We start from the raw sequence: 24,785 nt of genomic DNA on the forward strand, positions 1-24,785 counted from the left end.
AGGGGATACATACATGTTTGGAGCAATCGAGGCAGGCGGTACGAAAATGGTATGTGGGATTGGGACGGGGACTGGGGAGATCATTCGACATACCTCGATTCCAACGACGACGCCAGAAGAGACGATGGCGCGCATCTTTCAATTTTTTGCGGGCGAATCAATCGAGGCGCTCGGTGTCGGCACGTTCGGTCCGGTCGATTTGGATCCAGAAAGTGATACGTATGGTCATATCACGACGACACCGAAAGTGAAATGGGCCAACTACCCGCTGTATGACACACTCAAATCACATTTTGGTGTCCCAGTAATCCTTGATACCGATGTGAACGGAGCAGCGTTTGGAGAAATGAAATTCGGTGGGGCCAAAGATGTATCTAGTTGCGTCTACATGACCGTCGGAACCGGGATCGGAGCGGGGGCCGTGATCGATGGGGAACTCGTCCATGGGATGGGTCACCCAGAGATGGGGCATATTTTAGTCAGACGTCATCCGAGCGACGACTCGAACGGTGTCTGTCCGTATCATGGTGATTGTCTTGAAGGACTCGCATCAGGACCTGCGATCGAGGCACGGAGCGGTATCAAAGGTCATCTTTTGGATGAGACAGATGAAACGTGGGATATTGAAGCGGATTATCTCGCTCAGGCGTTGATGAACTTTGCCCTCATCATTGCTCCGCAACGAATCATCCTCGGTGGTGGGGTCATGAAGCAACAACATGTGTTCCCGAAAGTTCGGGAGGCATTCAAAGAGAAGTTGAATGGCTATATTCAAAATCAGTATGTGGACAATGTCGAAACGTACATCGTGCCACCAACATTAGGTGATTTTGCGGGATTAAAAGGTGCGTTAGCCCTCGCCATCTATAAAGAGGACATACACCATGCCCGGCGTTGATGGATCAGTCCGTGAGCTCGAGGCCTACCAATCGCACGTGACATTGCCGGACGACTTTGATTCGTTTTGGGAATCTAAGCTAGAGGCATTGCGAGACGTTCCACTCTCGATTGAACGTATACGGCTCGATTCTTATATTCGGAATGTGATGGTTGAACAAATCAAGTATCAGTCGCTAGAAGGGATTCTTCATCATGCGACGTATATTTCACCGAACGTTTTGGATGAGTCGCTTCCTGTCGTCGTCATGTATCACGGATATGACTGGAATACACATGAACCCCATATCGCGATGAAATATGTCGTCCAGGGGATAGGCGTGCTGTTGGTCGAAACGCGTGATCAAGGCATGGTTGCTGACCAGATGATTTCGTATCCGATGGGTGGCGCTTCAGGTTGGATGACGAAAGGGATTTTTAATAAAGAGGGCTATTACTATACGAACGTCATCTTAGATTCGTTACGTGCGCTTGATGTCGCGCTTGAATTGTCTGGCAGCAGGTCCGCGATTGTGGAGGGCGGTAGCCAAGGTGGTGGCATCGGCCTAGGTGTCAGTGCTTTGCACCCTAAAGTAAAACTTGCCTTGATTGATATCCCATTCCTCTGTGATATTCCACGCGGGGTCGAGCTGGCCGTCCGAGGACCATACCTGGAAATTTCTCATTATTTTAAAGTCCACGATCCTCTTCACCAACAGGAGAAAGCAATCTATGATACGTTGCGATATATCGATGGCATCAATTTTGCCCGTCGAATCACGTGCCCGGTCATGGTCGGTGTCGGCCTGCTAGACGAGGTGTGTCCTCCTTCGACGGCATATGCCTTATACCGAGAATTAGGCGGAGAAAAAGAGTTACGGGTGTATCCGGAATATGCCCATGGACTATCCAGTTGGCATGAAGAAGAAAAATTAAAATTTGTCTCCAATTATATATAATTCCCGACTCCATCATTTTGATGGAGTTTTTTTCATAGATTTTTTTATGAAGGTCATTTGTCTTGGAAATAGGTATTAAGCCTTAGTCGATTTCTTCATGAAAGGTATAGACTGCTTTAATAAAAACAAATTGAAAATAATTTTCAATAAATTCCATAAAAGTAAAATGATTATTTTTGCCTACATGGTCATGTGCTATGGTGTTTTTGTAAGCGTTTACTTTTATTAAGGGAGATGAATCACATGTCAAAACGTACAATGATTAGTTCAGCACTCAGCTTGACGTTGATTGGAAGCTTACTACCGCTGCAATCGGAAGCGGCCACGAAGGACGTATTGAAAGTCGTCGATGCATCAGGAGATGAGATGGTGATTGGCGGAATCAATAAACTCGCGAATCAAAACCAGCTCATTATCTTCAACGACCAATTCAGCTACTATACGGAGACAAATCCAGCCAGTACAGAAGTCGTGTTGGAGAAAGTCGGAATTAACACGTACACGGTTGTCGAGAAACGGAGCGGAAATAGCCCAATCCCAGAAAATGGACTCGTTCTCTCGACAGGTAAAGACACGACAGCAGAAATCAAATCGTTTTTACAACAACTCGAAACGGGAGAACGCATCTTTTTAGATGAACCTGTGCAGAAACAAGAAGCCAAACAGGCGAACGCAGTCGATCCGACGCGTCAGACGAACCCGGACGGTGCGCCGTTTGATGGATTCCGTGGACCGGATCAATTGATTGTCTATACACCAGCTTTTGGAGAAACAACGAAAACGAACGTGTATGGCTATGAAATCACGGTAGAAAACGGCTACGTGACGAAGCTTGGTGGCGGCAACTCTGCTATCCCGAAAAATGGATTTGTTGTCAGTGGGCACGGCGTGAACTCATCGTTCCTGTCAGCAAATAGCATCATCGGAGCGAAAGTGGATGTCACGAATGGAGTCGTCACCATCACCCAAGATGTAGACAGTTACGCATTCCAAAGTGAAAAGGCGATGGAAAAGGCCGAGCAGTCGATTGAACAAGCAAAAGCTGAGTGGGTTGACGTCCCGTTTGATTTAGCCGAAGAGGCACTCGGTTCAGCTCGAGCACTACTCGAGCAGGCGAATGCGGAGACTGATCCCGTCGTCGCACTCGATACAGTACGACAAGCGACCCAACATGCCTATGATGCGTACTATTATTCCATCGATTCGGGTGTGGCCGAACAACGGGCCGTGTGGCATCGACCGAAAGAGTCGACACTCGCCGGCGTCGAAACGGTACTCGATCGGATGGAGCGGGCCGGCTTCAACGCGGTCTATTTGGAGACAACATTCTGGGGGTATCCAATCTATCCGAGTGCCGTCCAAGACAAATATGGCTTGCCGACACAGCATCCGAACTTTAAAAACGGAGACTTTGGCGAACACGGGACGGATATTCTCGCTGCCTATATCGCGGAGGCGAAAGAACGTGGCATGACGGTACATGCATGGACGGATGGATTTATGGTCGGGGAAGCGAGTCTCGGTGTGCCTTCACAATTTAAGAACTATCCAGAATGGGCAGCCGTGCAACGTACGAATACGACTGGACAACCTGCACCGGACACATCAAGTCGCTATTACTGGCTCGATATCATGCAACCAGCAGTTCAGGAATATATGCTCGAACTGTACGAAGAGATGGAAGAGAAATACGACATTAAAGGATTAAATATTGACTATATGCGTCTCCCACACCATGGGTTCGATAAAGCATATGGATTCAGTGAGCCGACGCGAGCGTTGTACAAAGACGTCAGTGGAATCGATCCGATTGACCTAAAAGCCGGTTCGGCTGAGTGGGATACGTTCCAAGCATGGGTTCGTGAGCGGGAAAACGAGTTTGTCGAAAAACTACATGATGTATCGAAGAAAAACGACGCAAAATTTATGTTGACGGCAACGCCGGAACCGGGTGCGGAAGAAGTGTACATCAGTGATTGGAAAGATGATATTGATGCGGTCATCCCGCAAGCGTACGGACATGACTTCAACAGTATCCAAAAGACCGTTCAGGCAAGTAAGAAATTGATGCCTGAAGGAACGATGTACTATACCGGCATCTATTCGTTCTATCACCACTTGAACGAAGGTGCAGCGGTCGATGACATCTTGTCAGCGAAGTACGGAACGTCAGGCGTCAACATGTTCGCATTCGGCCAAGCTAGCGCACCTTCCGTTGATGCGCTTGGAAAAGGTCCATGGCGCGATACGGCTGTTAATCCAGGGGAAGAGCCACTACTTGCCATCGAGGCCTTGCTGAAGGATACGCGACAAGAGATGAACAGTCTGTATATACCGAAGAAAGGAATCGATAAACAAGCAGGTCGTGCCCTTGCGAAAGAAATTCAGCCGCTTGAACGTAAAGCACGCCATGGCTCATTGACGACAGATGATCTCAATCGAATCAAAGAGATGATTACAGAAATGGCCTCACGTGATGACATCGATCCGAAACTCGAGGAACGTTTGCTCACACGTGTAAGCGATATGCAACAATGGCACCAGTATGCGATTGATCGTCAAGGATTCAGCGCTAAGTAACATTGTAAAGACGTTAACCAAGCTCGCCTTAATTATAGGGCGGGTTTTTGTTTTAGAAAATTATTTTCATTTTGATTTTAGTATTGCAAATAGATTTCTTTAGCGATATGATGAATTTGTGAAAACGCTTTCTATTTTATCTCGGGGAGGAAATGGAACATGAATAAACGTACGAAACGGATCGTCGCGAGCGCATCGGTCGCGGCATTATCAGTCGGATTGATGGCGTGTAGCAATGATAAGGCGAGTGAGGGAAGCGCATCGTCAGACGGTGAATTGTCAGGCAAGGTCACGATGTGGACGGCGTCACTTGCGGGCGAGCCATTCGACTCTTACTTTGCGGACATTGAAAAAGAGTTTGAAGAGATGCACCCAGATGTGGATGTCGTCATCGAAGATGTCCCGCAAAATGAAATGGAACAAAAAGTGTTGACCTCACTCACAGGCAGTGATGTTCCGGATGTCGTCAACTTGAACCCGCACTACATGTCAAACATCGCAGCACAGGGCGGCTTGCTCGAGTTAGACGGATTGCTCTCAGATGAAGCCAAAACGGCCTATGTTGATGGGCCTTACAACTCAGGTATGTTCGAAGAGAAGTTGTATGCACTTCCTTGGTATTTGACGACAACTGTGTCTTGGTACAACGGTGACCATTTCGAACAAGCTGGTATTAAAGAAGTCCCAACTTCAACCGAGAGTATTTATGAAGCGTCGAAAATGTTGACAGAAAAGACGGGTAAACCAGCGTTCTATCCGGTCATCAATGATGGGAACGCCATCATGGAAAAAATGGTCTCGATTGCAGGGGAGCCACTCGTCGAGGATGGAAAAGCTACATTTGCAGACAATGAAAACATCATCGAGTACTTTGAAACGATGCAAAAAATGTATAAAGAAGGTTTGATTCCACAAGAAGCAGCCGAGGGATCAATCAAAACAGGTCAAGAGTTGTACATGGCCGGCAATACATCGCTCCTTGAAGGCGGCGTGACATTCCTTGGACCAGTTGAAACTGGAGCACCAGACATTTACAACGTCTCAAAAGCAGGACAACCACTTGAAGCATCAGACGCACCAGTCAACGTCGCCGTCATGAACTTTGCGGTTCCTGCGAAGACGAAGAACAAAGAGGCAGCGGTCGCATTCGCCGAGTTCGTAACGAATGCTGACAACCAACTTGAGTTTGCGAAGACTGCCGGAACGGTGTTGCCATCAACGAAAGCATCGCTCGAAGATGAGTACTTCACGAATCCAGGAGACTCTCCAAAAGCGCTCGGTATGATGGAAGCTTCGAAATCATTGGAGCGTGCAGAAGTTCTTGTCCCACCGACAGAGAACAGCGCCGAACTCCGTGAATCGACGAAGAACATGTTCGTTCAAAACATGCAAGGTAAGATGTCAGGAAAAGAAGCTGTAGAAGCACTTGCGAAAGCTTGGGATGATGCCTTCGAGAAGTCTGGCGAGAGCGTCACATTCTAAACGTTGAGAGCTGAATCAAAAGGAGACCCCCCTTTTGGTTCAGCTTGTTTTATTGGAAGGAGAAACCACAGATGAATAAAGAGAACATAGCAATCCCTGTGTCGGTCACAAAAACAAAGGCCGTCAAAAGGAAGAATAAAAACCTCCTCACCCCTTGGCTGTTCTTACTCCCATCGATTATCGTGCTTGGGACGTTCCTCGTCATCCCGATTGTCGAAGCGTTCCATTGGAGTTTACTGGACTATAAAATCATTGCGGGGACAGGAGAGTTTGTCGGACTCGCCAACTTCAAAGAGATTTTTACAGACACGACGTTTTGGCTCGCGCTTTGGAATACGATTCTCTTCTTGATCATCGTGTTACCATTGAACATCTTTTTGCCAATGATTTTAGCAGTCCTCGTGAACCAAGCGATTAAAGGTGTCTCGACGTTCCGGATCTTGTATTACTTGCCAGTCGTCACTCCGATGGTCGTCGCGGCATTGATGTGGAAAATGCTCTATTCACAGAGCGGTCCGATTTCATCGATTTTCGTTTCACTTGGCTTGTTCGACAATCCAACGAATCTACTTGTTCAAAGCTCAACCGCGCTCGTCGCCGTCTCCGCCATCACGGTGTGGAAAGGACTCGGCTACTACATGATCATCTACTTGGCAGGACTGCAATCGATTTCGAAAGATGTTTATGAGTCAGCAGAAATCGATGGAGCGAACGCTGTTCAAAAATTCTGGCGCATCACTGTACCAATGTTAACTCCTTCGGTCACGCTCGTATCTGTCATGACTATCATCGCCGGGATGAAAGTGTTTGAAGAGATTGCGCTTACGACCGGTGGTGGGCCAGCTGGTGCGACGACTACGCTCGTCATGTATATCTTCAACAAATTCATGTCACTCGATGTCAGTATCGCTTCGGCAGCTGGGGTCGTGCTACTCCTTCTCGCGATTGGTGCGTCTTTGCTTCAAATGAAGTTGACGAGCTCACGCGAAGACGATTTACGGGCTTAAGGAGGAATTATTAATGAAACGAAAAAGAATAACACAAAAATTGATGCTGTATGCTTTGATGGTGTTCATCTCGGTGATTACAGTCGGACCATTTCTCGTGACCTTATTTATGGCATTGAAGTCACCTGGTGAGAATATTTACGGAACGATTTATCCGACGGACCCGACATTGGCGAACTTTACCGATTCGTTTTCGAAAGCGAACTTCGGTTTATATTTCTTAAATACGTTCATCGTGACAGCCATCGCCATCCCACTCAACTTACTATTTTGTAGTTTGGCGGCCTATCCGCTTGCACGGATGGACTTTCGCGGTCGTGGAATCGTGTTGTCACTGATTATCGCCACGATGATGGTGCCGTTCCAATTGTATATGGCGCCGTTGTTCCAACTTGCTGGTGAGCTAGGTCTTCGTAACACGTACGTCGGATTGATTGTTATGCAAGTCGCGACAGCGTTCGGGATTTACTTGATGCGACAAGCCTACTTACGAATCCCAAAAGAATTGGAAGAGTCGGCGTATTTGGATGGGGCGAATCGTTTCCAAGTGTGGTATCGCGTTGCGTTACCGCTCGTCAAACCGACACTCGTCACGTTGGCCATCTTTACGTTCATGGGTACATGGGGAGATTACTTATGGCCACTCTTGAATTCGAGCGAGAGCAGTATGTATACACTTTCCATCGGGCTAGCGCAACTTTCACAAAACTTTGATGGATCGAACCTGAAACTGATCAGCGCTGCTTCGATTTTGACGACGATCCCAACATTGATTCTGTTCATGGCGCTCCAAAAGTACTTTATCTCAGGGGCGACGGATGGCGCAGTAAAAGGATAAGAGAGAAAGGGTGCGAAGAGATGATTCACTATGCAGGACATGATTTGCCGATTATGCGAGACGTTGATTGCGTTGTCGTCGGGGGTGGAACGGCTGGAGTGACAGCAGCTTTTGCGGCAGCACGAGAAGGCCTTGATACACTCGTCATCGAGAAGACGATTGCCCTCGGCGGAACGCAGACGAATGCACTCGTCTCTCCGATGATGCCGACACACGTTCAGCCGAGAGGCATTAATCGGTTAATCCTCGAAGCGTTGGAAACACGGGGAGTACGAACGGACGATGGCACAACGAACTGTCGCTGGTTCAACGTCGAAGCGCTGACCTCTGTAACCGAAGAACTGCTCGATCAAGCAGGGTGTCATATTTTATATGATGCGGTCGTCATTGATGTCGTGAAAGAACAAGATCGTGTGACATACCTGATCGTCCAGACATGCGCTGGTTTAGTTGCGATTGGAACGAAGACTGTGATTGATGCGTCTGCGGACGCCGTCATCGCACGTGTGACAGGAATCTCGGTCGTGTCAGGAGATGTTGACGGTCATAACCAACAGATGACATTTCGTTTTGAAATGGGAGGAATTGACCTGCCACGTGTCAGAAGCTACATCCTCGAGCTAGGCGAGACGTTCTGCCGAATTGAAGACCCTGACTTTTTCGAGATTGTTATGGTACCTGGGAAAGGTCATGTCCTTGAGACGCTGTTCCGACAAGGGCTAGAAGCCGGAGAACTGCGTCAAGATGACCTCAAATATTTTCAGGCGTTCACGCAACCAGGAAAACCTGGCGTCTTCTCCTTTAACTGTCCGCATATCCCACGATTGACGGACACGACCGATCCATTCGTTCGTTCAGAGGCGGTCCGAATCGGACGGCAAATGATTCAGCGAATCAGTCAGTTTTTAATTCATCGCCTACCTGGATTTGAACAAGCGTTTCTTCTGAAGGAAGCGACACAGCTGGGAGTTCGTGAATCGTATCGTATCCAAGGACAATATATTTTGAGTGAAGTCGATTATGCGAAGCGCGCACGGTTCGTAGACGCGATTGCGCGGGGAGATTGGTACGTCGATGTACACAGTGTCAAAGGAGACGGAGAGCTGCCTAAAAAATATGAAGCAGGCGAATATTACGAAATCCCATACCGTTCGCTCGTTAGCCACGAAGTCGAAAACGTCATTTTCGCGGGAAGACATATTTCGAGCACGTTTTTGATGCAAGCCTCACTTCGAATCCAACCGACGTTACGAGATGTTGGAGAGGCGGCAGGTCTTGCGGCCGCCGTGTCGCTTCAGACCGGAACAGCATTGCGTGAGCTGGACGGTGCCATGGTCCGAGCACGACTGGAGGTCATGCAATGAAGCACGTGCACGTATTGAACCATACGCATTGGGACCGTGAATGGTACGAATCGTTTGAATCGTTTCGGTTCAAATTGACGGAAGGGTTGCGTTATGTCGTCAATCGACTAGAGGCCGGTCAGTTCGAAAACTTCTTCCTCGATGGGCAAACGGTCGTCCTCGATGATTACAAAGAGGTCGTTTCAGCTGAAGAATATGAAGTGTTGGTTCGACTTATTCGAGAGGGCAAGATCGAAGTCGGACCGTGGTATCTCCTGGCGGATGAATTTTTAGTCGCAGGTGAAGCGCTCATCCAAAACTTGAAAATCGGAACGAAGATGGCGCGTGAACTCGGTTCAAAACACGACATCGGCTATCTCCCGGATACGTTTGGCCATATCGGGCAAATGCCGCAACTGCTCGAACAGTTTGGAATTAACCATGCGATTTTATGGCGGGGAGCGGTATCAGACCACTTTGAGAACGAATGGTTGGCACCGAACGGTTCGAGTGTGAAAACGTTCGTGTTGCCTCTATTCGAAGGGTATTATCAAACATTTTTGAAACATCAATCGTTTAAAGAAGAGTTGGCTGACTATCTCGAACGGAACGACCCGTACGTGAAGAGCGGTCACTACTTGGTCATGAACGGAGCGGACCATACGTTCACGGCACCTGACTTGAAAGATCGGCTCAATACAATCGATTTGCCGATTCGGCAGTCGCTCATGTCTGACTATCTCGAAGCGGTCGCGGATTATACCCCGACCAAGACGATTCACGGCGAACAGCGTGATCCGTCAAAAATCTTTATTTTACCAGGGGTCCTGTCGACTCGAACGTACTTGAAGCGTGACAATCAACTCGTCGAGGATGAGGCACTCAATACGCTTGGATTTTTAGATGCTTTTCTTGGGACCGAGTCACGAAATGATGCGTTCCGAGAATATGTCTGGAAGCTGATTCTCCAAAATCAACCGCATGACAGCATTTGTGGATGTAGTATCGATGCTGTGCATGATGAGATGGAAACTCGTACAGCGCGGGCATTGGCCGCGATACGTCAGTTTGAACAGACGCAGTTGGATCGGTGCTATCCGGCTCCGTATCTGGACGAGACCTTTAACAATCAGCTCGTCGTCATTTCGACGGTACCGTATAAACGGACACTTCCGATTGAGACGACAATCCGCGTCCCGAAACGGATTGACGTCGGAGGAATCAACCTTCGACTGAACGGAGAGACTTTAAGCTTTGATCTCGTACGGCGAGAAGAGAAAGAATTATTCTTGCGTCATATTTTAGCTGAACCCCATTATGAAGAATATGTAGAGTATGACGTCGTCTTCACACTGCCAGTAGAAGGTGCGGGCTCGACTGTTTGTGAGATTGAACTCGTTAAATCAGCTGATATGAAGGTGGAGCCGACAAACGCTTGGATAGAGAACGAATTGGTTCGGCTTGAGATTGAAGATGACATGTTGACGATTACCGACCGGGCTTCGGGCGAACGCCATACGGGACAACACGTGTTCTTATCGAGTTTGGATGCAGGCGATACGTACAACTATTCCCCACCTGAAACGGACAAGTTGACCAAAGCCAGACTCGTCGGTACACGTATTGAAACAGGACCGGTTCGTCAGACGCTTCATTTAGATTATGAGCTCACAGTTCCGACCGGACTTGATCCGTCTCGTCTGACCGGGACTGACGAAACTGTGACCCTACCAATTCAGACAAAAGTCACGCTTTATCAAGGGGATCCATTAATTCGTTTCGAAACAACTGTCAACAACACGGCAAAAGATCACAAACTGCGTGTCGCCTTCAAAACGGGCACATGTGATCGGACAATTGCGGATACGTCTTTTGATTGGAATGAACGTATGACGTTACGTAATAAAAAATTCGACGCCAAACGGAATGAAGAGTGTGTGATGGCGCAAGCACCGACGTATTCGTTTGTACAGGCTAACGATTTAACTCTCATTCATCGTGGACTTCAAGAGTATGAAGTAAGTACGTATGAGGATGAAGATGTCGTCGAATTGACGATGCTTCGAGCAGTCGGTTGGTTGTCACGTCGGGATTTACGGACGCGTGGGAACGGGGCAGGTCCCGGATTTGAAGTGCCGGGTGCACAATGTCTACGGACAGATACGTTTGAATATGCGCTTCTCCTCAGTCGGCAAGAGGAGACGGGGACGCACATCACTTCGTTTCGACGCCGGCCAATCGTGCATCAAACAAGTGGGGTGACAGCGCGTCATTGGTTCTCATTAGAGGGGGCTGTATTTTCAAGTGTGACGGGTGTCGCACCTAAGGTGACCGATATTCGAGTGTTCAATCCGACTGAGGCGAGCGTACCGGTACGTTTGATGTTCGAACAAGCGGTACAATTGGAACGAGTAACGTTGGCAGGAGAGGTCACGGAACGGCTTGACTCTGAATTTTGGATACGTCCGAAAGAGTTGATGACGATTCGTGTGACGAGCGAAGAGAAATAGAATTTAGTGAAGAAGGTGAAAAGATGAGAAAATTCGTAGCGCTCGACATTGGCGGGTCGTTCATCAAATACGGGGTACTGACGGAAGATGCCGTCTTTTTGGAAAAGCATGAAAGTGTGACCGAAGCAAGTCGGGGCGGGGCGCATATCATTGAAAAAGTGACTGCTTTCATTCGGGACTTGCAGACACGACACGATGTCCAAGGGATTTGTATTTCAACGGCTGGACAGGTTGATTCAAAAGAAGGCGTCGTCGTCTATGCTTCAAAGCTCATTCCCGATTATACGGGGACACATCTAAAGGATGAACTCGAGTCGACGTTTAGCTTACCGGTCGAGGTAGAGAATGATGTGAACTGTGCCGGTCTCGCAGAATCTTGGATTGGAAGCGGAAAAGGAGCCAAAAGCTTGTTCTGTCTGACGATCGGAACAGGGATTGGTGGCAGCTATATCCTCGATAACAAACTTCATACCGGCTATAGCTTTAGCGGTGGAGAGATTGGTTATATTCCGATTGAAGGCTATGCATTTGAAGAACTCGCCTCGACGCGTGTCTTGATTGAACGTGTCGAAGCCCGGACCGAGAAGACGGGATTGAACGGGAAAGACGTCTTCGAGATGGCGCACGCGGGCGAAAAAGTGGCGATTGAGGAGATCGACCGGCTTGTCTACTACTTGTCGAAAGGGATTGCGACCGTCACTTATATGATGAATCCCGAGAAAATCATCATCGGTGGCGGAATCACTGCCCAAAAGGACTATCTCTATCCACGGATCATGAAGCAGCTTGCGGCTGATATCATTCCGGCTATCTTAGAGAAAACGACTATCGAGATTGCCCGAAACTTGAATAATGCCGGAATGCTCGGCGCGCTTCGTCACTTCTTGTTGCAAGAGTCAATGCGACCGCTGCGGAGCATCACGACTATCATCGAGTCCAATCATCACCGGTTCACGAAGCGAGAGCAGCTTGTCGCTGATTTCGTGATTCAAAACCTTGAGGCCGTACCGAATAAGACAATCACGGAAATGTCGCGTCAAATCAACGTATCCGAAGCGACAATCACGCGCTTCTGTCAGAAGCTCGAATTTGGATCTTACAATAAGTTGCGTTTGCTTGCGAAAGAAGCGACCGTCAGCAATCGGTATTACGGCCCTTCCAACATTGATGGCTTAGATGACATAAATGAGGCTTACTTCATGATGATGAAGAAATATGAGTCGCTTTACGATCAAAAAGCGATGAACCGCTTGAAGGAAGTGCTCGAATCGACCAATCAAGTCGTCCTATATGGGACGGATGAGTGGTCGCCGTTACTACCGGCCATCAAAATGAAGCTGCTCGAGTTTGGCGTGATGACCGATGCCTTCTCAGGAGCACAAGCGATTTCTTTATCCAAGCGGGCGATTCGACCCGAGACGCTCGTCATTGGACTCAGTCGAGATGGATACAGTGAGGACGTCGTCGAAGGACTGGCCCATGCGAAACAACTTGGTGCCGTAACGGTTGGTTTGTCGACACAAAGTGATTCACCGCTGTTCTCCGTGTCAGACATCCGATTGACTGTCCCTTCGACCGAGAGCGTCAATGTGACGTCGATTGGAGAAGTGGCTTTATTCTATCTCTTTGATGTCATCACGCATGCGGTTCGAACCGAGGAACCAAGTAGCGAGATTGTGTGAGGTGAGCTGATGCGAATTTTATATGTACCGATTGATGAACGACCTTGTAATGTCGACGTGGTCGAACGCATCGTCAGCGTGACAGATGAAGTCGATCTAGTGATGCCTTCGGTCGAACGATTCGGCTATAAAAAACAGGCGGCGGACTATGAGGGGCTTCGCGAGTGGGTGTCGAGTGCGCCGACTTGCGACGCGCTCGTGCTCAGCGCAGACATGTTATGCTACGGCGGTTTACTTCCATCTCGTTTGCATCATTTAACAGAGGAAGACCGCGAACGATTCATCGATTGGTTGCGTTCGCTACGCGCGACTACTGATGTGCCGCTCTACGTGGCGACGATGATCATGCGGACCCCGAAATACAGTTCGGACGATGAAGAACCTGATTATTATGGTGTATATGGTGCGGAGATTTATCGACGAGCATTTTTACAGGACAAGCAGACACGAGATGGGTTAACAGAACCAGAACAAGACGAGCTGAAGTCAATCGAGCAGTTGATTCCGTCCGAGCATATTGAAGATTACGAGACGAGACGGGCGTTCAATCGCTCGATCAATCACGCACTTATTCAACTTGTCGAAGAAGGAACCATTGACCGGCTGTTCATTCCCCAAGATGACAGCGCGGAATATGGGTACACCGCAATCGATCAAACCGATGTACTTCGTGCCATCAGTGAGCGTCGTGTCTTCGAACGTGTCCACATGTATCCAGGTGCTGACGAGGTCGGAGCAACGATGGTCGGTCGAGCGTATCTCAATCAGACTGGAGTGCGTCCTAGTGTCTATCCGATTTGGAGTAGTACGCTCGGACCGACGCTCATCCCGATGTATGAAGACCGCCCGTTTGCGGAGAGCATGAAAGCACATATCGATGCAATCGGCATGCGTCCCGTTGCTACAGTCGAAGAGGCGGACATTGTGCTAGCCTACAACGTCCCAGGTCGTGTGATGCAAGAGTCGTGGGACCAAGACAAGCGTGACGTGACCTACACGAGTTTTCGACATTTGCCGACGTTTCTCTCATCCATTGAGGAGGCTCTCAATCGTGGGAAACGTGTGATCGTCGCAGACAGCGCATATGCCAACGGGGGAGACACTGAGCTTGTCATGTGGTTGGACGAACGACGACTGCTTGAACGGATTGATTCGTACAAAGGGTGGAATACGAACTGTAACACGCTCGGGACGACGTTGGCCCAAGGGATATTCGCTCAACGTGGAAAACAGGAGCGAATCCGAGAAAACGTACTCTATCATCTACTCGACGATTTCGTGTATCAATCGATTGTCCGGATGAAGATGGTTGAGACGGTGTTGCCATCTTATGGGGCGAATTACTTTGATTTACAGGACGAGGCGACTGCTATTTCGATTGAACGCGATCGTCAAATGAAAGAAGCGGCGCGTGCCACATTAAAACACTCTTTCCAAGAAAAACTGGAGTTTCAGACGTCAGCTCCTTGGAATCGAATGTTTGAATGCCGTCTGCACTTAAAGGAGGAACGTATATGATGGAGCAATTGAAGGGGAAGTTGATTGTGTCATGCCAGGCATTAGAAGAAGAACCACTTCACGGTGCCGAGATCATGGCACGGATGGCGATTGCCGCGAAAGAAGGCGGTGCAGCTGGGATTCGTGCGAATGGAATTGACGATATCAAGTCAATCAAACAAGCAGTCGATTTGCCATTGATTGGGATCATCAAACGGGAGTTCCCTGAATCCTCTGTTTATATTACACCGACACTTGAAGAAGTGGAGTCACTCGTAGAGGCCGGTGTTGAAGTAATTGCGCTCGATGCTACAAATCGGGTACGACCGGATCGATCGACGATTGAGTCATTTTTTCCGATAATAAAAGAACGCTATCCGAATCAACGCTTCATGGCGGATTGTGCGACAATCGAAGACGCACAGCGAGCAGAGAAATTAGGGTTTGATTGCGTGGCTCCGACGCTCTATGGCTATACAGAAGAAACGACAGGACGGAAACTGTACGAAAATGACTTTTCTTTTTTAAAAGAAATGGTGGACGCCGTCAATCTTCCTGTCATTGCGGAAGGGAACATTCTCACACCAGACCATGCTCGCCGTGTAATTGAAGCTGGAGCATATTCAGTTGTTGTAGGCGGTGCGATTACACGACCGCAGCAGATTGCGAAGCGGTTCGTTGATGAAATGCAAAACCGGATTCTCACATGAGTGAGGTTCCGGTTTTTTTTGATGTCACTGAAAAAAATATTAAACAAAAGTCATCGGAAAGATGGACTAAAATATGTTTAACAATGAAAGAAATCTTAAGATCAGGGACAGATGGACATCGCGACATCGATTGAACTGAAACCAGAGGAGTTGTATCACTCGAGGACGGTTTATCGGTTTGGGGTGGAGTCGAAGTAAAGTATTTATGTAACCACTACACATTATTGCGTGGTGGTTTTCTAATGTAAACATTTTAGAAGGGATTACCGAAAGTCGGTATGCTTTTGAGAAGTGATACAAATTAGAAACCAGGACAAATATTTTTTCTAAAACCATAAATTATGCCCACCATTAACAAAAAAAGTAAAGCATATGTCTTTTCAATTCCTTATAATAACAAAGGGAAAGAAAGGGGATAAGAAATTGCTTTCAATGAAGTAAAGAATAACTCATACATAGGATTGACAAGTAGGCGGTTCGCAATGCAAATGATACGTGTATGTTTAACCGCATTAGACATATTCGAAATCACTTTAGTATTAACAAAATTGTTGAAGGTACACATTGTTTCGTTTCACCTTATCAACGAGGTTATTACTTAAACAAGAAACGGGTGTTAAATCCCTTTAATAATTTTTATGAGTTTATTGAAAGAGCGAACAGTAAAAATTTCTAGTGCATCGAATCTGTCTTTTATGAAATGACGGACATTAAAACATATAGTGATGCATGTAAATAAGAACTATATGAGCCTATAGCGGAATAAAAAGGAGAGGTGGTTTGAGATGTTTAACTACGACGCACTTACTAAGTCGCATCAGGACTGGCACATAAGAGGACTAAAAGATCGTCATAAAAGAAAATACATAAGCGGTTTGCAACTTATTGTAAATCAACTAGAAGATAGCGAAAAACAACTAGATACATTTTATGGAGAATTATTAAATGTAAAATCTGATGAAGAAACACATGACCTTAAAGAAATTATGAACTATTTAGAAAAACTTCGTTTTAAGTGGAAAGGCATAAAGTCATATAGCTATTGTCTTGCAGACGAGCTTGTTTTACATATCCTATCGATGTTTCCAAATAAGAAAGAACAATTACGTACTATTCTGGAATCACTCGAGATGAATCCTGATCGAGTTCAATTTTTGATGAATGATTCGATTTACAGCGAGATTAAAACGAAGAAGTCGTTTAAACATATTCGCTATCAAAAAACACTCGGTTTTTGGCTGGCCCCTCATGAAAAAAAAGAACGACAATTAGGAACGACTTTAATTCTTGGGACGATGAGTGCTGGTAAATCAACGATTCTGAATAATCTATTAGGCGCGAATTGGGCCAAAACGCAAAATCAAGTTTCTACGAACTTCTCTCTTCGATATAAGCATTGCCCGACTTTGGATCAAGTTTTTTTATCAGACACAAATCATCGGATTTTTTCTTCTGCATGTTCGACACCAAACTGGATTGAACAACTTAATGATTCAGACTTACATGATTTGAATCACTTAACGTTTTGGAGCGGACAATCAACAAACGGATTAGCTGAGTATGGCTATACAGTAGTGGACACACCAGGAATGAACAGTTCTTGGAGAGAAAATCATTTTGATCTTGCCCAGCAAACACTACTTGAGCACTCTTACGATAAAGTCATTGTGGTATTAAACGCAACGCAATTAGGTACGGATGACGAAAAAGAATTATTACATTTGGTGAAGTCCTATTCTAAAAGTCATCGCATTCTATTCGTCTTAAATAAGATTGACGAACTTGATTCGGAATTAGGGGAAACGTTAGAGCATTATATGGGAGTAGCAACATCCTTCATTGAGGAAAATGGATTTAACAAACCAAATGTCGTGACGACATCTGCGATTGCCACACGAATTTTAAGTCAAGAGGTTGCTACGCTGACAAAGCGAGAACAGCGATTAAAAGATTACTTTCATTCTTATTTCAAAGTAGATGGTCAGACAGAATCATCTGAAATTAATGAACGTACAGGATTTGCAAGTATCATAAATTTCATGAAAAGTGAGTGATTTCTTAAATGAAGAACGTAGAAATGATTTATAACCCGTACCTGATGGAAACTGAGATTCATTTTGATGGACAAGAATACTTAGAGAATAAAAATAGTTCGCTTCATGACTGTAAAAAACTGCGTCTTCAACTTTGGATGGAACGGCTTTGTGGAGCGTTAGAAAAGGATGTAAACGAAGAAGAAATTTTAATTAATTTTTCTGGAACAGCACCGGATTTTGAAGATTTATCTTTATCTTGCCAGCAACATAATAAAAAGAATACAGGGACTCAGTTCTTTTGCCAGCATGTTCATGTCATGGATCCAAGTGACAAAATTCATCAATTGAAAGAATTAATGGCTGAAATCCAAAAAGGTCCTTTTGATGAGTTGAAAACGGATCGAGTTCAAAAGAATTTTGAGAAATCGATGAACGATGAATTTGAGATTGCGATTATCGCTACGATGAGTTCTGGGAAGTCTACATTAATCAACGCATTTCTAGGTCAGGAACTCATCCCTTCAAAAAATGAGGCGTGTACGGCAAAAATTACGCGTATTTACAATCGTGAAGGGCAAGAATCATTTTCGGCAGAGACTTATGATGCGGATGAGCAACCTATTCAATCCATTCGCGAAATTAGCCCTGCGGATTTAGTAAGTTTCAATGAGAATCATCAAATTCAAACGATTCATTTAAAAGGCGCAATTCCAAACATCTCTTCTAAAGGAATGAACCTTGTCATGATTGATACTCCGGGTCCAAACAATTCACGGGACATGGAGCATCGAAACGCAACCTTCCGAATCATTCAAAATGAAGATCAACCTATTGTCATGTATGTACTGAACGGTTCTCAGCTTGGTATCTCGGACGACAACCGATTGCTTGCAGACGTCTCAGAAGCAATGAAGGTATCTGGTAAACAGTCAAAAGATCGTTTTATTTTCGTACTCAATCAAGCAGATAAATATGATGTCGAAGCAGGGGAATCGCTTCAAGTAGCAATTGATAATGCAAAGAAATACCTTGAGGGGCATGGGATTGAGCAACCAAATATTTATCCTATTTCTGCACAGTTGGCTAAGTTATTACGAATGCAAAAGGCAGGGCAGCCACTGACAGGAAAACAAAGACGAGACGCGTATGACTATGAGCGTTTTATCGAACAGCCGGAAATGCAAATGCATCGTTACCCGGCCTTGACTCCCTCTGTACAAACAGCAGTTCAAAATCGTATAGAACACGCCACGGACGAACAAGAAGAGGCAATTATCTACTCTGGTGTCCCTGTTATTGAGGAAGTCATCAATGAATATTTAGAAAAATACGCGGTAACTTCGAAAATCAAAAATGGAGTGGAGTCATTCCGTAAAGTAATTGAGCAGGAAGAAATGTTGATGAAAATAGAAGATGAACTTGAAAAAAACGAGGCAAAACGTAAAGAACTTGCTCAAGAAATTAAGCAAGTAAACGCACTGCTAGAAAAGGGAGATCACGGTAGAGCTTTAATCCAGGATATTCAATCATTGAGTGATGACACGGCAAAAGAATATCTGTTAAAAACCCGTAAGACATTCGGCAAAAAATTGTTGGAAGTTTCTGAGCCGTTACGCCAAGAAAATCAAGTTAAACAACGCGAAGCAAACTTGATGATCAAGCATTTCCAAAAGGAAGTCGAGATGTTGTGTTCGAGCATGTTGATTGATTTGGAAAAAGGAATTGACAAAGGTTTGCGTCATCAGGCCAATGTGTATGCCAAAGAGTATCAAAAATCGATTGAAAATCTTTTGAGTGCATCGATTGAATTAAATATTGCGACAAGTCTCACAGAAAGTGTTCTAACAGTCAATTTACCTGACGCAGATTCGTTGATTGCTATGTATACGGAAGAACGAGAAGTCTTTGTCGGGACCGTAACACGGCGCAACACCAGTAAGAAATGGTATAAGCCTTGGACATGGGGAGAATCTTCAACATATGAAAAGGATGTTTATGAAACGCACGATTTTGTCGATATGGACAATGTTATTAAAGAGTACATTAATCCAGTCGACGACTATATGGAAAACTTGCTAAAGACGGCAGAAGTACAAGCACAAGAACAAACGGATATGTTTAAAAAAATGTTCCTTGGTCAACTTGAGTTGTTGGAAAAAGCAATCCGAAAAAATCTGGATCGTGTTCAGCTTTTGACAACGGATCAAGAAATGGTAATGGAAGAAGTGGAGCGTCGCAAGGCCAATAAAGAATGGTTACATGGAATTATTAAGAAATTAGATGTCTTGTTAACAAACTAATTAAGGAGAGTGGAAGGATATGGATTTATTCGAAGCGATTAAAGAAAAAGATATTTCGTTGATTCGTCGTCGTTTATCAACATATATCATGGCCAATCCAAATGATAAAAATGCTGTGATTTCACAGGCGTTGACGATGATTGAACAAGAAAATATCCCACTTTGGGACAAAGAGGATACTTTTGAACGTCAAGATAAAAAGCACTGGAATCAAGAATATTTGACGGAAGCATATGCATCGTTGAAAACGGAACATTACTCCCGGGCCCTGTTCCTTCACATTATTGAAGTGGGAAAACACTTATCACCTATCCAAGAGCCGAAGCAGTCAGGGGAACAAAGAACGCAATATACAAGACAACATTCAATTGGACATCGCGTAAAAGAGCTTAAACAGGAATTAAGAGATTTGGAAGAAATCAATCGAAAAAAAGGCTTCAATGCACATGAGAAGAAACGATTTGAAGAGATTCGTAAAGAATTGGATCGTATCCATGCAAATCATCGTAGCACAGAAGCTTCAAGACGTTCACCGCTCGTAGAGATGCTAGCAGAACTATATAAAATTGTAAGACAAATCTTGAGTGCATCGAGAGGAAGATGAGTAGCGTGAATACTTTAGTCAAGACAGAAACTCATCTTCAAGCACTTAATGAAGCTATTTTACTGGCAAACGATATTGTTGATCGTAATTACTTGATGCGCTTACCTGAGCAAGACATCCAACCGTTTGATCAAATGCCTGAGGTGTTCATGGTTCACAAAAACATTCGAATCATGAAAATCATGACACTCGTCTACGAACAGGAAGAAGATATCACAGATAAACTGACCACGCTTTTCAATGGGATTAGTCATATGAACGGATCACTTTCCTTGTTAATCAATAGCGATGGTCATCAAGTTGATTTATATATGGCCGTTCGAACGAACCAGGCGCAACAGGAAGTTTATCCACTACATGATTTATTCCAAAAAAGTTTTGAAAGTCAATTTCAAGGTAGCATGTTAAAGGTAGTTTCGAACTCGAAAACTCATGAACTATTTGATACAATTCTCCATCGAAACAGTGATTTGCCATCTATTGTTTCAGTCTGCGGTATTCCTTCTAAGAAATCACTTCAACAAGCACAAGGAATTGATCGTCTGATTGAATCAATGCAAGGTGAGCGTTTCAGTGCAATCATTATCGGCACCGCACTGTCATCATCAGAAGTTGCATTGTTGCGGCAGAATTATGCTTCGCTTTACACGGAATTGTCTCCTTTACGCCAGTCGACTCGAACATATGGAACTGCTGAAAGTCAGGCGGTCACAGAAGGAATGACAAAAGGTGTCACGAAAAGCGCCACATCTACAATCAGTCATTCTACGAGTCAGAGCACATCTTCTTCTATTACCACTACAGAAGGTGTCACACATTCGGGTTCAGCTAGTGTCAATCTTGGGGTGAAAATAAAAGAGAACGTGCATGTGGGTCTGGGCGCTGGTTACTCGAAAAGTAGTTCTACAAGCGAAAGTAAAGGAACGAGTGAATCAAAGACATCTGGAATCTCTAGTTCGACAGGCGATTCCGTAGGACAATCAATTAGTAGCTCTGTGTCAGTTGCTGCTACAGCGTCTTCTAGTGAAACGATGCAACTCACTTTTGAGAATAAGACTGTCAGCGAAATGATGAAGAAGTTAGATGCTCAATTAGAACGAGTCAGTGATGCGGAAGACTATGGTATGTGGGAGTTTGCTGCGTACTTCATCGCTGAGAATCCAAAGGTGGCACAAATTGCAGGACAAACATATCGTTCGGTCATTCGTGGAGAAAACTCTTCGATTGAACAAGGAGCGTTATTACAATGGAACGAAGAACAGATTCCAGAGATGACTCGCTATTTATCGACTCTTTGCCACCCGATGTTTCACTTCGAAGCAACAAATCAGCAACAACTCATCGTAAAACCAACTTCATTGATTCACGGAGAGGAGATTACGCTAGCGCTCCATCTCCCTCAAAAGTCATTGAATACGGTACCAATCTTGCGTATGGCGGAATTCGGAAGAAGTGTCCAATACATTTTTGGTGATGGTACAGGAAGAAAAATCGAATTAGGGAAGTTGCAACATTTCGGTAAAGTAGAAACGCAGGAAGTCCATTTAAATGTGGATCAATTAGCGAGTCATACTTTTATTAGTGGTTCTACAGGTTCTGGAAAATCAAATACAATGTATCAAATCATCAACGGATTACGGCAACATCATATCAAAACTCTTGTCATAGAACCGGCAAAAGGGGAGTATCGGCATATCTACGGGCATCTGTCGGACGTTAAGGTGTTTGGAACAAATCGTACACAAGGACAACTATTACAAATCAATCCGTTTGCATTTCAAGCAGGAATTCATATTCAAGAACATATAGACCGCTTGATTGAAATCATGAGTGCTTGTTGGCCTCTTTACGCAGCGATGCCAAACATTTTAAAAAAATCTGTTAGTGAGAGTTACGAGCGAATCGGTTGGATTTTAAATACGTCAACATTTATCGGAAGTACGCCTCGGTTCCCTACCTTCCAAGATTTACTGCAGACGTTACCTTCCGTAATTGCGAGCTACGGATTTTCGAAAGAAGTAGAAGACAATTATAAAGGGTCTTTAGTGGCACGAGTTGAATCAATGACAAATGGGATTGTTGGTCCGTTATTTAACCAATCTCCAATTCCAGATGAAGAATTGTTTGACCATCATGCAATCATTGATTTAAGTCGTATTGGTTCACTTGAGACGAAATCATTGATTATGGGCATTGTTTTCTTAAAGTTGCATGAGTATCGCATGGTTCAAGCGAACAATATGAATACACCTCTCCATCATGTCACGATTTTAGAGGAAGCCCATCATCTTCTAAAAAATGTTTCGAACACTGGAGAGAGCACGATTCAACAAAAATCTGTTGAGATGATGACGAATGCAATAGCAGAAATGCGCTCGTATGGACAAGGATTCATTATCGTCGATCAATCACCAAGTGCGGTTGATCCAGCAACGATAAAGAATACGAACACGAAAATCATTATGCGACTCCCGGATGTAGAGGATCGGCAACGTCTTGGGAAATCGATTGGATTGAATGAAGAACAAATTGATGAGATATCTAAGTTACGTCCTGGAAGTGCGATTGTGCATCAGAGTACATGGCTGAATCCAGTGGTCGTCAAGGTTAATTATCAGGAATCTGACGGGAAACGACTGCTGACTCATCAGGCTGAAGAAATGAGTCCCCGTGACGTTCTGTGTCATCTTATCGTTGACCAACCAAAAGAATTTCCATCGATGGAAATGACTCGATTGCTTGAGTACATCCACCAAATTGCTCTAGGTGAAGGTGAGCGTGCACATCTGATTAAGATGGTAGAACAATTGCATGAAGGTCGAGTACCAAACTTGTTTTCAAGATTTTTCATAGAATTGCGGGCTCGAATCATTTTCCATCTTATTGATGGGGCTTTAATTCTGAAATATTGTACGTTCAGTAACAATCCGAACGAGTTTCAGAAACGATTTAACGAGGCTTTGAAACACTTTTCAGGAAGCCACATCGAGAACGTTGATGAACTCAAACGATTGATTCTTCATCATTGGAGGGGGATGGAACGATGAGTGAACAGAGTATGGTACGAAATGAGGGGTTATTTATTTCTGACCAACATCTACTTGAACAATTAAATATGCCAGATGTGATTGAAGTGGATGACAAAAAAGTATTTCAAATGCTCGAAAGTAAGGTTTTTACCACGGTGTTACAAGCATTTGAGATTGCATCACCTGAGGAAATTGAAATTTATGAAAACTCGAATGTGGAATTAGGTGAAGTGAATGGTCGAGAAGTGCTTGTACGAACCGATATCGATTATGAGGAAAAGGATATTTTCGGCAGAACCAATCTAGAAAGAATGGAGCAAGGGTTAGCCCCACTTTGTGAAGGAAAGCCAATAGAATTGCATCATATTGGTCAACGTATGGATTCTCCTTTAGCAGAGTTAAAAGTGGAAGAACATAGAGGCGCGGGGAATGACGGTATTTTGCATGATAAAACCATCAAGTCTGTGATTGATCGTGTGGAGTTTAACTCGGAAAAAATCGAGCATTGGAAAACAAGAGCGGAGGAAGTCAAATATGGACAAACAATGGATTGATCAAGCGATTGCGGACAAGACAGCTTTTGTATTAGGTGGTGTTGGTGAAGATACGATTCGAAACATGGAGACGCAGTTGGGGATCACTCTTCCAAAAGGGTATGTCACATTCTTAAATCGATATGGTGCATTATCTATCAATCACCATGAGATTTTTGGCTATGCTCCCTCTTCACATATCGATGTTGTTGAAAATACTCTGCAAGAAAGAGCGCGAACGAAAGAATTAGATCAATATGTCATTATTGAGAACCCGGGGTTTGATGGAATCTTGATCGTAATGGATGATTCAGAGCAGATCTTTGAATATAACGCAGGTGAGTTAGTGCCACTCCATTCATCTTTCGAGGATTTTCTTGATACTATGAAGAAGTGAATTGGTCATTCAGATTGTTAACCAAATATTGAATGGTGCTAAGTAATGTATTCCTATATGGAGGAGACTTACACTATAGTGAGTAAACGGCTTGAACTCTGATTTCCAAAGAGTCCAAGCCGTTTGATTTAAAAATCAATATTTATAATAGAGAAATAAAGAAGACGCAAGTCGGAATTGAACTGAGCCCCGTAAAATGGACAGTTTAATAAAAAGCCCACGTTTTCTATGCTGCGATCAGATGGCCCCGATATTGTTCCGGGGTCATCTTTTTTAGGTTCCACTGACCGCGTTTGTGTAGTGCAAAATAGGAGTGGTTCTTACGCAATGTTGGTGAGGTAGTGATGCCGACATTATGGGAATAAAATCAAAAAGGATTGATTCCCATGAACGAGTTGGAGT

Annotated in this window: 17 protein-coding genes; all 17 read left to right on the forward strand. The window is 44.8% G+C overall.

Annotated features, from left to right (window positions below; translation table 11 throughout):
* The first annotated feature begins 13 nt into the window (after positions 1-13).
* The 17 genes from KNP86_RS12945 to KNP86_RS13025 all read left to right on the forward strand — a co-directional run bounded on the left by KNP86_RS12945 (position 14) and on the right by KNP86_RS13025 (position 24,383).
* The gene (locus KNP86_RS12945; protein WP_214754794.1) at positions 14-898 is read left to right on the forward strand and encodes an ROK family protein; all 885 of its coding nucleotides are present in this window, start codon (positions 14-16) and stop codon (positions 896-898) included.
* Positions 885-1,835 carry an acetylxylan esterase gene (locus KNP86_RS12950; protein WP_214754795.1) on the forward strand — a complete coding sequence of 317 codons (951 nt, stop codon included), beginning with the start codon at positions 885-887 and terminating at the stop codon, positions 1,833-1,835. The genes KNP86_RS12945 and KNP86_RS12950 overlap by 14 nt, the downstream gene beginning before the upstream one ends.
* 243 nt (positions 1,836-2,078) lie before the next feature.
* Positions 2,079-4,415 (forward strand): family 10 glycosylhydrolase, encoded by a 2,337-nt coding sequence (locus KNP86_RS12955; RefSeq protein ID WP_214754796.1) that lies wholly within the window; start codon positions 2,079-2,081, stop codon positions 4,413-4,415.
* Between the two features lie 159 nt (positions 4,416-4,574).
* Positions 4,575-5,897, forward strand: a complete 1,323-nt coding sequence (locus KNP86_RS12960) for an ABC transporter substrate-binding protein (protein WP_214754797.1) — start codon at positions 4,575-4,577, stop codon at positions 5,895-5,897.
* A 71-nt stretch (positions 5,898-5,968) separates the two neighbouring features.
* Positions 5,969-6,904, forward strand: a complete 936-nt coding sequence (locus tag KNP86_RS12965; RefSeq protein ID WP_214754798.1) for a carbohydrate ABC transporter permease — start codon at positions 5,969-5,971, stop codon at positions 6,902-6,904.
* A 13-nt stretch (positions 6,905-6,917) separates the two neighbouring features.
* Positions 6,918-7,742, forward strand: a complete 825-nt coding sequence (locus KNP86_RS12970; RefSeq protein WP_214754800.1) for a carbohydrate ABC transporter permease — start codon at positions 6,918-6,920, stop codon at positions 7,740-7,742.
* A gap of 20 nt (positions 7,743-7,762) precedes the next feature.
* Entirely contained in the window at positions 7,763-9,106 is a 1,344-nt protein-coding gene (locus KNP86_RS12975) for an FAD-dependent oxidoreductase (protein WP_214754802.1), read from the forward strand.
* The gene (locus tag KNP86_RS12980; protein ID WP_214754803.1) at positions 9,103-11,595 is read left to right on the forward strand and encodes a glycoside hydrolase family 38 N-terminal domain-containing protein; all 2,493 of its coding nucleotides are present in this window, start codon (positions 9,103-9,105) and stop codon (positions 11,593-11,595) included. The genes KNP86_RS12975 and KNP86_RS12980 overlap by 4 nt, the downstream gene beginning before the upstream one ends.
* Positions 11,596-11,618: 23 nt before the next feature.
* Positions 11,619-13,277 carry an ROK family protein gene (locus KNP86_RS12985; protein WP_214754805.1) on the forward strand — a complete coding sequence of 553 codons (1,659 nt, stop codon included), beginning with the start codon at positions 11,619-11,621 and terminating at the stop codon, positions 13,275-13,277.
* Between the two features lie 9 nt (positions 13,278-13,286).
* Positions 13,287-14,795 (forward strand): DUF4127 family protein, encoded by a 1,509-nt coding sequence (locus KNP86_RS12990; protein ID WP_214754807.1) that lies wholly within the window; start codon positions 13,287-13,289, stop codon positions 14,793-14,795.
* Entirely contained in the window at positions 14,792-15,484 is a 693-nt protein-coding gene (locus tag KNP86_RS12995; protein WP_214754809.1) for an N-acetylmannosamine-6-phosphate 2-epimerase, read from the forward strand. Before KNP86_RS12990 ends, KNP86_RS12995 begins: the two co-directional genes overlap by 4 nt.
* Positions 15,485-16,269: 785 nt before the next feature.
* On the forward strand, positions 16,270-17,538 hold the full coding sequence (locus KNP86_RS13000) for a dynamin family protein (RefSeq protein ID WP_214754811.1): 1,269 nt from the start codon (positions 16,270-16,272) through the stop codon (positions 17,536-17,538).
* A gap of 8 nt (positions 17,539-17,546) precedes the next feature.
* Positions 17,547-19,820, forward strand: coding sequence for a dynamin family protein (locus KNP86_RS13005; protein ID WP_214754813.1), 2,274 nt, complete (start codon positions 17,547-17,549; stop codon positions 19,818-19,820).
* 19 nt (positions 19,821-19,839) lie between these two features.
* Positions 19,840-20,424, forward strand: a complete 585-nt coding sequence (locus KNP86_RS13010; RefSeq protein ID WP_214754815.1) for a hypothetical protein — start codon at positions 19,840-19,842, stop codon at positions 20,422-20,424.
* 5 nt (positions 20,425-20,429) lie between these two features.
* On the forward strand, positions 20,430-23,471 hold the full coding sequence (locus tag KNP86_RS15795; protein ID WP_214754817.1) for an ATP-binding protein: 3,042 nt from the start codon (positions 20,430-20,432) through the stop codon (positions 23,469-23,471).
* The gene (locus KNP86_RS13020) at positions 23,468-24,007 is read left to right on the forward strand and encodes an HNH/ENDO VII family nuclease (protein ID WP_214754819.1); all 540 of its coding nucleotides are present in this window, start codon (positions 23,468-23,470) and stop codon (positions 24,005-24,007) included. The genes KNP86_RS15795 and KNP86_RS13020 overlap by 4 nt, the downstream gene beginning before the upstream one ends.
* A complete protein-coding gene (locus KNP86_RS13025) occupies positions 23,988-24,383 on the forward strand; it encodes an SMI1/KNR4 family protein (protein WP_214754821.1) in 396 nt (131 codons plus the stop codon). The genes KNP86_RS13020 and KNP86_RS13025 overlap by 20 nt, the downstream gene beginning before the upstream one ends.
* Positions 24,384-24,785: the final 402 nt, after the last annotated feature.

It is taken from the genome of Exiguobacterium sp. s16 (genome assembly GCF_018618115.1).
Classification (GTDB): Bacteria; Bacillota; Bacilli; order Exiguobacteriales; family Exiguobacteriaceae; genus Exiguobacterium; species Exiguobacterium mexicanum_A.